The 14684-nt window shown below is 63.3% G+C and carries 13 protein-coding genes; 4 read left to right on the top strand and 9 right to left on the bottom strand.

What is annotated here, in order from left to right; genetic code table 11:
• Window positions 1-251: 251 nt before the first annotated feature.
• From NF876_RS03225 to NF876_RS03235, 3 genes are all read left to right on the top strand, one after another.
• On the top strand, window positions 252-1751 hold the full coding sequence (locus tag NF876_RS03225) for an ABC transporter substrate-binding protein (protein ID WP_262267411.1): 1500 nt from the start codon (window positions 252-254) through the stop codon (window positions 1749-1751).
• A 119-nt stretch (window positions 1752-1870) separates the two neighbouring features.
• The gene (locus NF876_RS03230) at window positions 1871-2596 is read left to right on the top strand and encodes a cupin domain-containing protein (protein ID WP_262267412.1); all 726 of its coding nucleotides are present in this window, start codon (window positions 1871-1873) and stop codon (window positions 2594-2596) included.
• Between the two features lie 16 nt (window positions 2597-2612).
• Complete coding sequence (locus NF876_RS03235; protein WP_262267413.1) at window positions 2613-3668, top strand: tartrate dehydrogenase; 1056 nt, start codon at window positions 2613-2615, stop codon at window positions 3666-3668.
• A gap of 68 nt (window positions 3669-3736) precedes the next feature.
• Here the strand turns inward: NF876_RS03235 and NF876_RS03240 are convergent, their stop codons facing one another.
• From NF876_RS03240 to NF876_RS03260, 5 genes are all read right to left on the bottom strand, one after another.
• Window positions 3737-4081 carry a RidA family protein gene (locus NF876_RS03240; RefSeq protein WP_262267414.1) on the bottom strand — a complete coding sequence of 115 codons (345 nt, stop codon included), beginning with the start codon at window positions 4079-4081 and terminating at the stop codon, window positions 3737-3739.
• A gap of 3 nt (window positions 4082-4084) precedes the next feature.
• On the bottom strand, window positions 4085-5596 hold the full coding sequence (locus NF876_RS03245) for an FAD-dependent oxidoreductase (protein WP_315974990.1): 1512 nt from the start codon (window positions 5594-5596) through the stop codon (window positions 4085-4087).
• The gene (locus NF876_RS03250; RefSeq protein WP_262267415.1) at window positions 5593-5901 is read right to left on the bottom strand and encodes a (2Fe-2S)-binding protein; all 309 of its coding nucleotides are present in this window, start codon (window positions 5899-5901) and stop codon (window positions 5593-5595) included. Before NF876_RS03250 ends, NF876_RS03245 begins: the two co-directional genes overlap by 4 nt.
• Window positions 5882-6997, bottom strand: coding sequence for an NAD(P)/FAD-dependent oxidoreductase (locus NF876_RS03255; protein WP_262267416.1), 1116 nt, complete (start codon window positions 6995-6997; stop codon window positions 5882-5884). The genes NF876_RS03250 and NF876_RS03255 overlap by 20 nt, the downstream gene beginning before the upstream one ends.
• 114 nt (window positions 6998-7111) lie before the next feature.
• Window positions 7112-8011 carry a LysR substrate-binding domain-containing protein gene (locus tag NF876_RS03260; RefSeq protein WP_262267417.1) on the bottom strand — a complete coding sequence of 300 codons (900 nt, stop codon included), beginning with the start codon at window positions 8009-8011 and terminating at the stop codon, window positions 7112-7114.
• A gap of 160 nt (window positions 8012-8171) precedes the next feature.
• On the opposite strand from NF876_RS03260, the gene NF876_RS03265 reads away from it, so the two are divergent.
• Window positions 8172-9626 (top strand): NAD-dependent succinate-semialdehyde dehydrogenase, encoded by a 1455-nt coding sequence (locus tag NF876_RS03265; RefSeq protein WP_262267418.1) that lies wholly within the window; start codon window positions 8172-8174, stop codon window positions 9624-9626.
• A 123-nt stretch (window positions 9627-9749) separates the two neighbouring features.
• On the opposite strand, the gene NF876_RS03270 is transcribed toward NF876_RS03265, so the two are convergent.
• The 4 genes from NF876_RS03270 to NF876_RS03285 form a co-directional block, all read right to left on the bottom strand.
• Window positions 9750-9935: a DUF1127 domain-containing protein gene (locus NF876_RS03270; protein WP_262267419.1), complete on the bottom strand. Its 186-nt coding sequence runs from the start codon at window positions 9933-9935 to the stop codon at window positions 9750-9752.
• A gap of 666 nt (window positions 9936-10601) precedes the next feature.
• A complete protein-coding gene (cueR, locus tag NF876_RS03275; RefSeq protein WP_262267420.1) occupies window positions 10602-11054 on the bottom strand; it encodes a Cu(I)-responsive transcriptional regulator in 453 nt (150 codons plus the stop codon).
• 22 nt (window positions 11055-11076) lie between these two features.
• Window positions 11077-12096, bottom strand: coding sequence for a 2Fe-2S iron-sulfur cluster-binding protein (locus NF876_RS03280; RefSeq protein ID WP_262267421.1), 1020 nt, complete (start codon window positions 12094-12096; stop codon window positions 11077-11079).
• A gap of 14 nt (window positions 12097-12110) precedes the next feature.
• Window positions 12111-14645 carry a heavy metal translocating P-type ATPase gene (locus tag NF876_RS03285; RefSeq protein ID WP_262267422.1) on the bottom strand — a complete coding sequence of 845 codons (2535 nt, stop codon included), beginning with the start codon at window positions 14643-14645 and terminating at the stop codon, window positions 12111-12113.
• Between the last annotated feature and the right edge of the window lie 39 nt (window positions 14646-14684).

The following is a 14684-nucleotide window of genomic DNA, read 5'->3' on the forward strand; positions in this document are numbered from 1 at the left end:
ACTTGACCTTCCCATAGGGGAAGGTCGCTCAATACCGGCGTTTCGCATCGTCGGGAGAGATAGAAGTTCTGCGAAAAGAACCTGTCATCCGGTGCGCCCCCGCATCCATGCCGATGACGACCTGCGGCGGGAGCCCCGGCGAACAGATGGTCCGACCATCACGGACGCGCTAGAACATTGAAGCGATGCGGTTCACTCACGCCGGGCGGTGCCTCTGGGCATCTGCCGCGACCACAGAAGGAATGGGGAACATGCGCACTCATAGACTCGCGTTCGCAGTTTGCGCGGCAACGCTCTCAACATCAGCCTTTGCTCAGACGGCTGGCTCCAACACGATCCGCTTGGTCGACTGGTGGAGCCCCAAAACGGGCTGGGAGATGGCCTCGGACGATGCTTTCGTCGGCAGTCGCTCGGGCTGCTACGAGAGCCTTGCGCGGATCGGCTTCGACAATACCCTTCAGCCCTCCCTCGCAACATCGTGGACCCAGACCGCGCCGACCACCTGGGAGTTTACCCTTCGGGACAACGTGAAGTTTCAGGACGGACTGCCCCTGAACGGGGAAAGCGTGGCCAATGCGCTCAACAATCTCCTGAAGGCCGCAATGCCGGCGCGCGCCTTTTCGCCCAAGGTGATCAAGTCGGTCGAGGCGGTCGGCGACAAGGTCGTCAAGATCACCACCCTTGAGCCCTCGGTGCTGCTGCCCCTGCAGATGGCAAGCCCTGCCACATCAATTCTGTCCCCATCCGCCTACAAGGACGGCAAGATCAACCCGATCAACGCCTGTACGGGACCGTTTATTTTTACCGAGGTGGACCCAACCCGCGCGACCGTCAAGCGTAATGAGAACTACTGGGGCGGGAAGCCCGCTCTGGACGGTGCCGAAATCCGCTTCATCTCCGACGCAAACACCCGTGCGACCCAGATCCGCACCGGTGAGACGGATATCGCTCGCTTGATCCCGCCCTGGATCGTAAGCAAGCTGAAGACCACGCCGGGGGTCAAGCTTGAGGCGGTCAACGCCCCGCGCACCACCATGCTGTTGATGAACACCAAGAAGGCCCCCTTCGACAACATCAAGGTGCGCCAAGCGATTCAGGCTGCCATCGACACTTCCGCCCTCGCGGCGGCGGTGTACGAGGGTGCAGTGCAACCGGCCGTGGGACCGTTCGTCTCCACGGATCCGTGGGCGCCGAAAGACCTGAAGCCGGCCTATGACGTCAAAAAAGCCAAGGCGCTCCTCGAGGAGGCCGGGGTGAAGCCTGGTACCCTCAAGGTGAATCTTCTGGCCTATTCGAACAAGACGGAGTTGAAGGACGTGGCGGCAGTCATTCAGGAGATGCTCAAGAACATTGGCATCCAGGTTGACATCAAGGTGGCGGAATACAACGCCATCGAGCCCGACATGCTGTCCGGCAACTATGACATGGGCTTGATGTCCCGGGGCTACCTGACTGATGCAGCCGAGCCAGCGAGCTATCTCAACGCCGACTACAGATGCAAGGGCGCTTTCAACATCTCGCAATACTGCACTCCGGAAATGGACGCAAAGCTCGCGGCGATTTACGCAACCCCTGAACCAGAGAAGCGGCTGACGATGTATGGTGACATCGCCAAGAAGGTCCAGTCGGAGGCGCTGACGGTCTTCCTCATTCACGAGACCTCCTACGACGCGTATTCGACCAAGGTGAAGAACTTCAAGTCCCACCCGCTCAACTATTATGTGCTCACCCCATCTCTGTCGCTCAACTGAGCGAGCACGTTAAACGGCCCGGCAGCACTCTTTTGGGGCTGCCGGACCCTCCGATTTCGAATCCGCGTCCGTTCTCTCGGGCGCATTTCCATCGCCCCACGTTCCTGAGGCGCACCGCCATGCATCCCACCTACACCGATCTTCGCGCGTCGGCGCCCAAAGCCACGACGCCGATTGCCCAGAATGATCCCGCCAATCGAGCGGATTCTTTCGCACGCTTCCGTCAGAGCCTCGCCATCGATGACCCGAATCTCGACGTGGGCTGGTATCTGCTTCCGGCTGGCGAAGGCATGTCCGATGATGTTTCGCAGCACGAGTTGCTGGTCGTGCTCGCCGGCGAGATCGACATCGAAGGAAAGGAGGGTCGCGCCAGTTTACAGGCTGGGAGCAGCCTGATCGTGCCGAAGGGTGGATCCTTTCGCTGGAGCGTAGCAGACCATGCGAAGCTCGCTTTTATGCGCTATCGCGCTGAGGAGGGGCCCAGCGGCGCTGACGTCATCTTCGTTGATCCCGACGTCCCGCTCTCCCCTTCCGGGAGCCCTGCGGCGGAGCTTCTCTTGAGCGAAACCCCGTCCTGCCGCAACAACACGCTCTATGCAACGCCGACGCGCCACTGGAGCGCGGGAGTTTGGGATTCGACGCCTTATCACCGAGCGCCGATGGTCTATGCGCATTACGAACTGATGCACATCCTTGAGGGCAGCGTTCGCATCACGGATGATCAGGGACGGGCAACCACGTTCGGGCCAGATTCCATTTTCCTCGTCCCGAAGGGCGCGAAGTGCAGCTGGCTCAGCGAGGAGCAGGTCCGCAAGGTCTGGGGCATTCTGAGAGTTCCTTCGTGACGCCGAGAGACATTGAATGAAATCCTATAAAATCGCGCTGATCCCGGGCGATGGAATTGGGACAGAGGTCCTCGATGGCGGCTGGCGCGTCCTGACAGCCGCGTCCGAACGGTTCGGCTTCCGATTGCAAAGCCAGACCTTTCCGTGGTCCTGCGATTACTACCTCCAGCATGGCCGCATGATGCCGGACGATGGCATTGAGCAACTGCGGGCATTCGACGCCATCTATCTTGGTGCGGTGGGCTGGCCGGCGCGGGTGCCGGACTCGGTCTCGCTGCACGGGCTGCTCCTGCCGATCCGCAAGGCCTTTGACCTGTACGTCAACTCCCGCCCGCACCGTCTTCTCGACGGCGTGGAAGGCCCCCTGCGCGCGGGAGGCTTCGACATCCTGTGCATCCGCGAGAACACGGAAGGCGAATACAGCGGCGCCGGCGGGCGGGTTCATATGGCAACGCCGAATGAGGTGGCGGTGGAGACGTCCGTATTCACGCGTCGTGGCGTGGAACGCATCCTCCGGTACGGATTCGAGATGGCGCGCACCCGCAAGAGGCGCCTCGCGTCGGTCACCAAGTCCAACGCTCAGAAGCACTCCATGGTGTTCTGGGACGAGGTGACGGACGCCCTTGCGGCCGAGTACCCGGACGTGGAGGTCACGCGCTACCATGTGGACGCGATCGCAGCGCGGTTCGTCACTCATCCGCAGACCCTCGATGTGGTCGTTGCCACTAACCTGTTCGGCGACATCCTTACGGATATCGGAGCCGCCATTCAGGGCGGCCTGGGCTTCGCGGCATCGGCCAACGTGAATCCGGAAGGGGGCGTTCCCTCCATGTTCGAGCCGGTGCATGGATCCGCGCCCGATATCGCCGGGCGCGGAATTGCCAACCCCCTGGCCACGATCTGGGCCGGCGCTCTCATGCTTGAGCACCTCGGGGAAGCCTCTGCCGCGCAAGCCATTGTGAGGGCGATTGAGGACGTGACCCGCCAGAGGCGGGTGCGCACTCCTGATCTTGGAGGCCAGGCCACGACTGAGGAAGTCGCCCAAGCCGTGATTGCGGTCCTGAAGACCTAGCGCTCCGGTGCCTGCAAACGCGACAGGCTGCATCAGGCATTCCTGATGCAGCCTGTTTGACGTCGGATCTACTTCGCGGCCGTCGCGGTCATTTCAATCACGGTACCCTTTCCCAGATTCGACACGCCGACGGTCGCACGCGTGGGAAAGGTCTCGGGCGCCAACCAAGCCTTCCAGGCAAGGTCCATTTCCGGCTTCTGATCGAACTCGGTGATGAAGATCGTGACGGACAGGAGACGTGACTTGTCCGTTCCAGCCTCGGCCAGGAATCGGTCGAACTTGGCGAGGATCTGCTCCGTCTGCCCTCGCATGCCGACGGACACGTCATCCGCCGTCGTGCCTGCAATGAACCCGAGGCCGTCTCGCCCGAGGACACGGTGCATGATGGGTGTTTGAATATGCCGATTGATCATGTTCTATTCTTGAGTTCGAGGGTGACTTGCCGAAACCGGCTTCTCGACGAAACCAGCCACTGCCTTGATCGCGCTGTCCGATTGGGGCAGAGCCGCGAGTTCCTTGAGCGTCACGGGTTTGATGGGCGTCCTCACGTTGTAGTAGCCCACCTCTCCCGGCGCGACGCCGCGCTCCTGCGCGATGATTTCGGTGACGGTGAGCCCGCACAGACGACCTTGGCACGGCCCCATGCCGCACCGGAGATAGGCCTTCATCTGATTAGGGCCACGCACGCCGAGGGGCATGGTCGCCCTGATCGCACCGGCCGTCACTTCTTCGCAGCGGCAGACGATCGTCTCAGGACGAGCCGGAATACGGAAATCGTCACCAGGCCGGAACAGTTCATCGATGAAGGACCGTCCACGAAGCGCCATTCGAAGCCTGGCGCGGACGGGCGCGGCGCGTTTGTCCCGCTCCGCCTCGCTCAATCCGCCCGAGCGCCAGGCGGCCGCCAGCCCAGCGAGGGCGCCATGCAGGGCGGAGCCTTCCGCCCCGATAATTCCGCCAGCGTCGCCGGCGATCGCGATGTCCGCCACCGAGGTCTGACACCATTCGTCGATGGTGGGCGTGAACGTTGCCTGGCACTCGTTCCATTGCGAAGCGCAGCCTGAGGCCAAGGACAGGTTGAGGTTGGGAACGATGCCCTGGTGCAACAGCAGCAGATCCGCCGGCAGGCGCTCGGTTTCTCCCCCATGGGTCACCATCACCTCCGCCAGACGGCCATCGCCAGTTGCCTCGAGTGCGGTGACGTTCCGGATCACGCGGGCACGGCGGCGAACCCCCGCGAGCAGCCTCGCGCCTTTCAGCCCATAGGCAGACCGGGCAAAATCGAAGGCATGCGCCAAAGCCCGCCTCCTGTTGCCGTTCGGTGTGGTATCGATCACCGCAATCACGGAGGTGCCCGCGTCGATCAACTGGGCTGCGAGAAGATACAGAAGCGGGCCCGTGCCTGCGATGACCGTCCGTCCGCTTGGCACCAATCCAGCTGTCTTCATAGCGATCTGGGCGGAGCCCGCGGTCATGACGCCCGGCAGCGTCCAGCCTGGGATCGGAAAGGGCCGCTCCAGCGCGCCGGTCGCGAGGATGGCCCGGCGAACCCGGATCAGGCGCGCGGCTCCCGCGAGGGAAACGCCCACCTCCAGGCCCGAGGCCTCACCCACTTCAGGCTCGTAGGGTGCAAGGCTCCACACGCTCGCCCGCGCGGCGTAGCCAGCGGACGATGCGAGAAACCGAGTGATGATCGCCTCACCGGCAGCGTAGTCCTTGCCCAAGCGCGCCTTGGCGGCAGCGCTTGCCTCCATGATGCCCCGGTAGATTTGGCCGCCGGGACTGTTGTTCTCGTCGCAGAGCAGGACGCTCAGGCCGCACTCCGCGGCAACAGCGGCCGCGCTGAGTCCGGCGGGGCCAGCCCCGACGACCAGCAGATCATAGATCTCCGCCAAGTCGGACACGACGTTCACGCAATGCACGCTCATGCGGAGGTCCCCATCGAATATGTGGCGGCTCCGTGCTGCGTCTCCACCCGCATTCCGTCCTCGATCGTTGTAAGGCACGCCTGTCGGTTGCTGCGCCCATCGATCGTCACGAGGCACTCGAAGCAAACCCCCATCATGCAATAGGGGCCGCGCTCGGCCCCTGAGACCGGCGTCGTACGGAACCGCATGACCCCTGCCGCGAGAAGGGCAGCCGCAACGGTGTCGCCCTTGGAAGCCGTGAGGGGTATCCCGTCGAACGTGAAGGTGACGAAATCACCCTGGTGATCAGGCAGCCGCCGAAACATCGAACCGCTCCGAGGAGAACGTGGCCAGGCTCGCGGGGATTGCGCCTTGGGCGATGTGCCCCGCGAGGGTGAAAGCATGGTTGGCGGCGAGGGTGACGCCGGAATGGCAGGCCACCGCGAAGGCGCCCGGGCAGCTGCGGGATTGCTCGTAGATCGGAAACCCATCAGGCGTGATGATCCGGAACGCCGCCCAGATCCGCACCACGTTGAGCTCGCCGATAATCGGAAACATGCGCATGGCCCGATCAGCCAACACGGCCGTGACGGGAGCCCGCGGACGTTGATGATCCATCGTCGCCTCTTTGCTCTCCCCGATGATCACCCCGCCCTCGTCCACCTGCCGGATATTGCCCACCGGATGGTGCAGGAACGGCACCGTCTTTTCCGTCACGATAATCTGGCCGCGGCTCGGCACCAGCGGCACGTTGAGACCGACCATCGGCGCGAGACGAGTATTGCCGATGCCGGCCGCGAGCACGATCCGTCCCGCCGATAGGGTGCCCCACGGACCCTCCACAGTGAAGGCGCCGTCCTGATGGCTGATCCGCTCGACATGATGGTCCGGCAGATAGGCGGCTCCCATCCTGTGCAGCGCTGCGTGAAACGCGCGATACAGGCGCAAGGGATTGGCATGGCCGTCAAGCGGGCTATAGATCGAGCCCGCCACGGTGGGGCCGATCGCCGGCAGGCGGGCTTTCGTCTCGCGATGGTTCAGGATCTCGTATGGATACCGGGTAATGTTCGGCTGGCTCTGCAGGGTGTCCATGGCATCGATGCTACGCTGCAGTTCCACTTCGGTGAGGCGGATGGAAAAGCCTCCGGGCTGACTGAAGCCCGGATCGATCCCCGTCTCCCGCTTCAGTTCGTCCGAAAGACGCGGCCAAAGTGCCGCCGAGGCTTGGGTCCAGTTTGAATATTCCGACTTGCCCAGGCCTTTGCCTTGCACCCAAACAAGCCCGAAATTGGCCCGAGCAGCGCGGAAAGCGGTGTCACCCTCGTCCAGCACGGCGACGCGTAACCCCAAGCGGGCGAGCCCCCAGGCGATGGAGGCACCCAGAAGACCACCGCCAACGATCAAGACGTCCCTGTCGGTCATTCGTTCGCCCTCCTGAAGTGCCATGGCTCATTGTGTTCCCATTGCATCTGCATCCCGTCAATTTTCATTTGCTTCTGCATGCATGCGCGAATGTGATGGCCGGCAATTTCTCTCCTAGGACCGCCATCGGCGGGCATGGGCTGCGAACCCGGCTTGGAAGGTGCTGGCGAGGGCCGAGGCCGGACGCTGCTGCGAGCGGAGGGAGATGAAACCCGCCTCGATCCGTGTGGTGAACGGCCGCGCCACCAGCCCCCGCCCGAGAAATTCCTCGGCCGCGTACGGGCTGACGATGCTGAGGCCCGCCCCCTCGCTCACCAACAGGCAGGCGATCTGCGCGAGCGTCGCCTCCGCGACGATGCGATGGGCGACGTCGGCGAGAGCCGCATCGATACGCGACCGGAACAGCGTTCTCGTCGAGACGCTAATCAGGGCCTCGCCGGTAAGATCGGCGGGCGCAACACTCTCCTGTGCCGCAAGTCTGTGATGCTCGGGCATGATCACGACCGCCGCCGCCTCGAAGCTCTCAATGTCGAGAAGCGGCTGCTCGATCGGCTTGTCCGCATATCCGAGATCCACCTGGCCTGCCGTCACGGCTTCAACGACGAGGTGAGAGGGCAGGCCGACGAGAGAGACGTGCACATTCGGTCTGTCGCGCATGAACGCGGCGACGAAGCGAGGCAGCGCGCCGCTCATCAGGACGGGCATGGCAGCGATGCGCAACGATCCGGCCTGGTTTGTTTTGATCGCCTTGGCCATGTCCGCAATTCGCGAAAGGCCAACAAAGGATCGTTCAACCTCCGCGAGGAGCGTAACGGCGTCGGGCGTGGGGATGACCTGATATCCACGCCTCTCGAAGAGCCGCAGGGCAAGATGGGCCTCGAAATCCCGGATGAGGCGACTGACGGCGGACTGAGTGATGTAGAGCATGTCAGCCGCGGCCGTCATACTGCCGGTGAGCATGACCGCTCGGAATGCCTCGACCTGCCGTGATTGAATGGTCGTCCTGTTGTTCATGAATATTGCACCCGGTCACGGCATGATCGCGTCTTGGCCGTTGCTGAATCTGCTGAAGTGACGTCGATTTCCTCGTGTTCCTACTGTCGTGCGATCAAATTAAGAATCCTCTTTCGTCCGACCTCGGTAGCATGGACAAACCTTGAGGAGCGGGAACGACATGGATATCACTCATACACCCCTATTCCGAACCCAGGCCTATGTCGGCGGACAGTGGATCTCAGCAAAATCAGGCCGGACGATCCCCGTCGACAACCCCGCCACGGGCGAGATCATCGGGCATGTTCCCGACCTTGCCGGCGTGGACACGCGCGATGCCATCCGTGCTGCCGAGGAGGCCTTAGACCGGTGGAGGGCAACGAGTGCGGCGGAGCGAGCCGACCTGCTGTTGCGCTGGAACCAGCTCATCCTGGACAATGTCGAGGAGCTGGCCGCGATCATGACCCTGGAGCAGGGCAAGCCCTTCTCCGAGGCGCGCGGTGAGATCCAGTACGGCGCCAGCTTCGTGCGCTGGTTTGCTGAGGAGGCGCGGCGCGTCTATGGCGAAACCATCCCGGCCCCCACAGCCGACCGCCGCATCATCATGCTCAAACAGCCGGTGGGCGTATGCGCCGCGATCACGCCGTGGAATTTCCCCAATGCGATGATCACGCGTAAGTGCGCGCCCGCCTTAGCGGCGGGCTGCAGCATCATCGTGAAACCGTCGGAGCTGACGCCCTTCTCGGCCCTGGCTCTTGCGGCCCTGGCTGAGCGGGCAGGCATTCCGGCCGGCGTCTTTAACGTCGTCACCGGCATGCCGCAGGAGATCGGTGCGGAGCTGACGGGCAATCCGACGGTGCGCAAGATCTCGTTTACTGGGTCAACCAAGGTTGGCCGACTGCTGATGGAGCAGGCTGCGAACAACATCCAGCGTGTGAGCCTGGAACTCGGTGGCAATGCCGCCTTCATCGTGTTCGAAGATGCTAATCTGGATGCGGCGGTGGCCGGCCTGATGACTAGCAAGTTCAGGAACGGGGGCCAAACCTGCGTCTGCGCAAACCGGGTTCTCGTTCATGCCAAGATTTATGATGCCTTCGCCGGGCGGGTCAGCGAAGCGGTCAAGGCGCTTCGGGTTGGAAACGGCCTGAGCAGCGATGCCACGATTGGTCCGCTGATCAACGGTGCGGCGGTGACCAAGGTGCGGGAGCATGTCACGGATGCGCTCGACAAGGGAGCGCGCGCCGTGGTCGGCGGCAGGGGTCATCCGCTCGGCGGCCGGTTCTTCGAGCCCACTGTCCTCACGGACGCCGGATGGGACATGAGGCTGGCGCAGGAGGAAACCTTCGGGCCTGTTGCGCCGCTGTTCCGCTTCGAGACGGAGGACGAGGCGATCCGCATGGCCAACAACACGCCCTATGGCCTCGCCTCCTACTTCTACACCAACGATCTCAACCGCTCCTGGCGCGTCGCCGAACGCATTGAGGTCGGTATGGTCGGGCTCAACACGGGCTCCGTGTCGATGGAGGTTGCCCCGTTCGGAGGAATCAAGCAGTCGGGCATTGGCCGCGAAGGGTCCCACCTTGGGATCGAGGAGTATCTGGCGACGAAGACTTTTCACATCGGCGGTATCTCATAGGCCGCCGCACCCTTTCGAAGGCCCAGAAATAAAATGGGAGGCTGATGGCGGATCAGCCTCCCGTTCGTTGCTGAGAACTCTATTACATACGGGCTCGGCGGAACCCGAACCCAAGGTGCCGGATTAGCGGCTTTCCAGCACGATCTGCTGCAGGCTCTTCCATGCAGCACCTCCGGCGTAGGTCTGAGAGCTCCCCCGGGTCAGACCGAGTTCCGAGAGCTCACGGCAGTTGAGGCTGCGCAATTCGCGAGCTGCCTTCCAGCGCTTGGCCGAGGTGCGGATCCTGCCGAGGATGACCGAAAGAAACATGATGTCTGCTGCCTTTGATAACGCTGCATAACCTGCGGCGGACCTTGCCGGAACACCGGGTAAGGGGTTCGGATCTGCCGATCAGGACCAATGAATTGTTGAACAGACATCTACTCGCTGCGGTGCAAAAAAGAAGCGTCCAGGATGCGGCTTGCTTATGCAAGCAGCACATGGCTTGAACAATTTAGGCACATCGGCAAAAACCGCCCATATTTTCACCAGATCGGGAACCTGTAGGGTAGCAAGGGTCTACGTCCGTGGTGCCGCCGCGTCCAAGCCAGACCCTGCCACGTCCGTTACATCTGCGGATGATGCCCGTTGAGCGGGTTCATGCATGGTCTGCGCCGCGGGAGAATGCCCTGTCCCGATTGTCTTTGTCGCAGTGAAACGGTCACTGACGCGGTCGGACAGACCTGAACCCTGTCGCGGGATTCTTCCGCTGCAGCCTAAAGCAACAGTCCGCCGAGAGAGTTTATGTCGAGCGCAGCAGAGAACCGGAGGGCTCGGTGTGAAACGATATTCTATCGAGTGCGCGTCTGGCCCTGGGAGGATCGCCGCTGCACGCGGCTCGACATCACCTTGCGGGACCTTCGTGAGGGTTCTCAGGTCTTCAACAGGAGGGGCCGCCCAAGCGCCTCCTGCCGTTCGCGAACAGCAATTGGCGTATCAGTGCGAATGGTTGCAGGTTGGCATGGCCTTCGTGCGTTTCGCCTCTTTCTTATCGCCGGGCCCGAAGGCTGCGATGTCGTCCAGGATCGGACAATCGGGCCGGCTATCGCCGTGGCAGTTGCCTGCCAGATGCCGGAGCGTCCGGCACATGGACTGCAGGGACTCGATCTTGGCCTCCAGATCCCTCACATGCTTAAGTGCAAAGGACTTCACGTCCGCGCTCGCGCGCTCCCTGTCGCGCCAGAGGGCCAATAGCTCTGCCGTCTCCTCTATCGAGAAGCCTAGGCCTCGCGATCGCCGGATGAACCGCAGGGTATGGACATCCTCATCGCCGTAGACCCTGTAGCCGCTCTCCGTCCGCGTCGCGGGACGGATGAGCCCGATCCTCTCATAATACCGCACCATCTTGGCCGATACGCCAGAGGCTTGTGCTGCTTCACCGATGTTCATCGCCTACACTCGTCATCAGACATTAGGAAGCTTCTAGAATGCTTGCCTTCTCGGCCGCTGTGAAGAAGGCATCGGCATGGCAGTGCTCAGGGGCGAGCCCTTGGCGCACGAGGATTTCCGTGACCCCGTCCACCAGTTGCGGCGAACCGGCGAGGTACGCGAGCCACCCGCGGAGGTCTGCCAGCTCCTGCTCGAGGATCCGCCGCAGGCGCTCCCGGTTTCCGCCCTCGCCCTCGTTGGCTACGACCGGCGTATAGACGATGTTCGGGTGACTCTCTGTCAGGGCTCGGATCTGCTGCTCCCGATAGAGGTCCTCTCTTGTCCGGGCTGCAAAATACAGACGGATGGGTTGGCTCAGCCGGAGGGAGGCGGCCGCCCCAAGGATCGACAGGATCGGTGCCAACCCCGACCCGCCGGCCACCGCGACAATGGGCCCAGTCTGGCGCGGACGCAGATGAGCCGTGCCGATAGGGCCGCGCAGGAGGACCGGATCGCCCGCCGTCAGGTCTCGAGCCACGTAGCTGCTGGCTGAACCATCCGGAACATGCCGGATGTGGAACTCGAGCGTGTCCGAGCCCGGCTGGCTGGCCATGGAGTAGTGCCGTGGCGGACAGCCCGGGAACGTCAACTCAGCGTACTGTCCTGCGGAGAACTGGAGCGACGCTTCTGACTCGAGCTGGATCCGGACGATTGTGATGTCCGGCGCTGCGCGCTCCAGAGAGATCACCCGTCCCACCTCCTGGCGCAGGGGATGGTTGGCCGTGTCACTTCCGAGCCAGGCAACGGTGCAGTCGGAGCGCGGTCGGGCTCGGCAGGCGAGAATAAAGCCTGATTGTTTGTCCTTCTCCGTCAGGGAGAACGGGGTATGCGGAAGGAGATCAACCTCGCCCTCGATAAGGCGGGACTTGCAAGTCCCGCAGCGGCCAACCTGGCATCCGTACGGATAGGCGACACCGGAGGCTACGGCGGCCTGGATGATCGTGGTGTCCTCAGCAACCTCCAACGTTGAGGAGGTGTTCGCGACGGTGACGGTGAAACTCATGACGATCTTGCCCCTTACTCGGCCGGCATCGGGCGCAGGACCGTCCGCCGCTCCTCCCCGGTCTTCACGGGCGGGGAGAAGCTGCGCAGGCGCAGGGCGTTACCGAGCACACTCACGCTGGAGAGCGCCATGGCCAGGCCGGCCACCATCGGGGAGAGCAGGATCCCGAACGTGGGATAGAGCGCTCCCGCGGCCACAGGGATCAGCACGGCGTTGTAGCCGAAAGCCCAGAACAGGTTCTGCGCGATGTTGCGGATTGTCGCCTGTGAAAGGGCGATGGCGTTCGGCACGTTGCGCAGGTCGCCCGACATGAGCACCACATCCGCACTTTCAATGGCGATGTCGGTGCCGGTGCCGATGGCAAGGCCCACATCGGCCTGAGCGAGCGCAGGCGCATCGTTGATGCCGTCGCCCACGAAGGCCACCGCCGCGCCGCCGCTCTGCAAGCGCTTGACCACATCAGCTTTGTCGGTCGGCAGCACCTCGGCGACGACTTCGTCCACACCCAGGGTCCGTGCGATCGCATCAGCCGTGCGGCGGTTGTCGCCGGTGATCATGACGATCCGCAGCCCAAGCCCGCGAAGCGCCTCAAGGGCCGCCGGGGTGGTTTCCTTGATGGGATCGGACACGGCGATGATGGCGGCGAGGCGCCCGTCCACAGCCGCGTAGAGAGGCGACTTGCCGTGCCCGGCCAAACGCTCAGCCGTTGCGGCAAAGATGCTGAGGTCGTGCCCGCGCTGAGCCATGAGCCGATCCGCGCCGACCACCACCTCGCGTCCGCCGACATTCGCCACGACACCGAACCCGGGTTTGCCCTCGAAAGCCTCGGGCTCGACGAGAGCAAGGCCGCGCCGGTGGGCCTCGGCGACGATCGCCTCGGCAATGGGATGCTCGGAGCGGGTCTCCACGGAGGCCACAAGGGTCAGCACGTCGTCCTCGGCGAAGCCAGCGGCCGCCTGGAGGTCCGTGAGCTCCGGACGACCCTTGGTGAGGGTTCCGGTCTTGTCGAGGGCGATGACTTTCGTGTTGCGCAGGGCCTGCAGGGCCTCGCCCCGGCGGAACAGGATGCCCAGCTCCGCAGCCTTACCGGTCCCCACCATGATCGAGGTCGGCGTCGCCAAGCCCATGGCGCAGGGGCAGGCGATGATCAGCACGGCCACCGCGTTGACCAGCGCGAAGCTGAGAGCCGGCTCGGGACCGAAGGCGAGCCAGACCAGGAATGTGACAACGGCCAGCGCTATGACCACCGGGACGAACCACATCGTCACCTTGTCGACGATAGCCTGGATCGGCAGCTTGGCGCCTTGGGCGGCCTCAACGGTGCGCACGATCTGGGCCAGCACCGTATCGCTGCCCACCTTCGCGGCTCGGAACTGGAATGCGCCGGTCTTATTGACCGTGCCGCCGACGACGCTGGCGCCGACATCCTTCTGAGCCGGGATGGGCTCACCGGTGATCATGGACTCGTCGACGAAAGAGGAGCCGGAGATCACTTCGCCATCCACGGGCACGCGCTCTCCCGGGCGAACCACCACGATGTCGCCGACACGAACGACATCGACCGGCACGTCCTGCTCCCGGCCATCCTTGATCACCCGCGCGGTCTTGGCCTGCAGGGTCATGAGACGCCGGATGGCATCGCCCGTACGGCCCTTCGCCCGCGCTTCGAAGAAGCGCCCGAGCAGAATCAGGGTGACGATCACCGCTCCAGCTTCGTAGTAGGTGTAGTCCATGCCGATTGGCAGCACGGAGGGTGCGAAGGTTGAGACCACCGAGTAGCCATAGGCGGTGGTGGTGCCGAGCATGACCAGGGAGTTCATATCCGGAGCCCCACGCAGGAGAGCGGGCCAACCCTTCACATAGAAGATGCGTCCGGGACCGAACTGAACGACCGTGGCGAGGACGAAGCAAATGAGCTTGATATTGTCTTCGCGGATGTGAGCAGCCAGGAAATGGTGCAGGTCTTCAAACAGATGCATGCCCATTTCGAAGACAAGCAGCGGGAGGGTCGCGATGGCGGCAATGATGAGAGAGCGCTGCAACCGCTTGATCTCGGCCGCGCGGGCTTCCTGCTCCCGGTCGCCTTGAGCGGCGTCGGTGCGGACCGGCTCGGCGGGGTAACCGGCCTTCTCGGCCGCGGCAAGGACAGCGGCCATCACGTCAGTTCCGCCCGCGTAGCGGACATGCGCCCGCTCGGTCGCGAGATTGACGGATGCGTCCAGCACGCCCGGCACCGCCTTCAGCGCGCGCTCGACACGCCCGACGCAGGATGCGCAGGACATCCCCTGAACCGATAGGTCAGCATTCTCCTCGCGCGGTTCATAACCTGCGTTCCGGATGGCATTCAGAACTGCCTCGGGCTTGGTGCCTGGGGCAGCGGTCACTTGGGCCCGCTCAGTGGCGAGGTTAACCGCAACGCTCTGGACGCCCTCGACGGCGCGGATAGCTTTTTCGACGCGTCCCACGCAAGAGGCGCAGGTCATTCCCGAGATAGGGATGCCGAGGGTTTGCGAGGTCGAGGCAGTGAGGGATGACAGCTTGTCCGCCACGGGAATAATCCTTTGATCACGAGACGGACATATCCATAA

The organism is Microvirga yunnanensis (assembly GCF_025460875.1).

Bases quoted from the DNA above. Each gene is read 5' to 3' on its own strand.
- NF876_RS03245 (WP_315974990.1), bottom strand. From the start codon at position 5,596: ATGAGCGTGCATTGCGTGAACGTCGTGTCCGACTTGGCGGAGATCTAT.
- NF876_RS03270 (WP_262267419.1), bottom strand. From the start codon at position 9,935: ATGTTTCTTTCGGTCATCCTCGGCAGGATCCGCACCTCGGCCAAGCGC.
- cueR (WP_262267420.1), bottom strand. From the start codon at position 11,054: ATGAACATCGGTGAAGCAGCACAAGCCTCTGGCGTATCGGCCAAGATG.
- NF876_RS03265 (WP_262267418.1), top strand. From the start codon at position 8,172: ATGGATATCACTCATACACCCCTATTCCGAACCCAGGCCTATGTCGGC.
- NF876_RS03240 (WP_262267414.1), bottom strand. From the start codon at position 4,081: ATGATCAATCGGCATATTCAAACACCCATCATGCACCGTGTCCTCGGG.
- NF876_RS03260 (WP_262267417.1), bottom strand. From the start codon at position 8,011: ATGAACAACAGGACGACCATTCAATCACGGCAGGTCGAGGCATTCCGA.
- NF876_RS03225 (WP_262267411.1), top strand. From the start codon at position 252: ATGCGCACTCATAGACTCGCGTTCGCAGTTTGCGCGGCAACGCTCTCA.
- NF876_RS03230 (WP_262267412.1), top strand. From the start codon at position 1,871: ATGCATCCCACCTACACCGATCTTCGCGCGTCGGCGCCCAAAGCCACG.
- NF876_RS03280 (WP_262267421.1), bottom strand. From the start codon at position 12,096: ATGAGTTTCACCGTCACCGTCGCGAACACCTCCTCAACGTTGGAGGTT.
- NF876_RS03250 (WP_262267415.1), bottom strand. From the start codon at position 5,901: ATGTTTCGGCGGCTGCCTGATCACCAGGGTGATTTCGTCACCTTCACG.
- NF876_RS03235 (WP_262267413.1), top strand. From the start codon at position 2,613: ATGAAATCCTATAAAATCGCGCTGATCCCGGGCGATGGAATTGGGACA.
- NF876_RS03255 (WP_262267416.1), bottom strand. From the start codon at position 6,997: ATGACCGACAGGGACGTCTTGATCGTTGGCGGTGGTCTTCTGGGTGCC.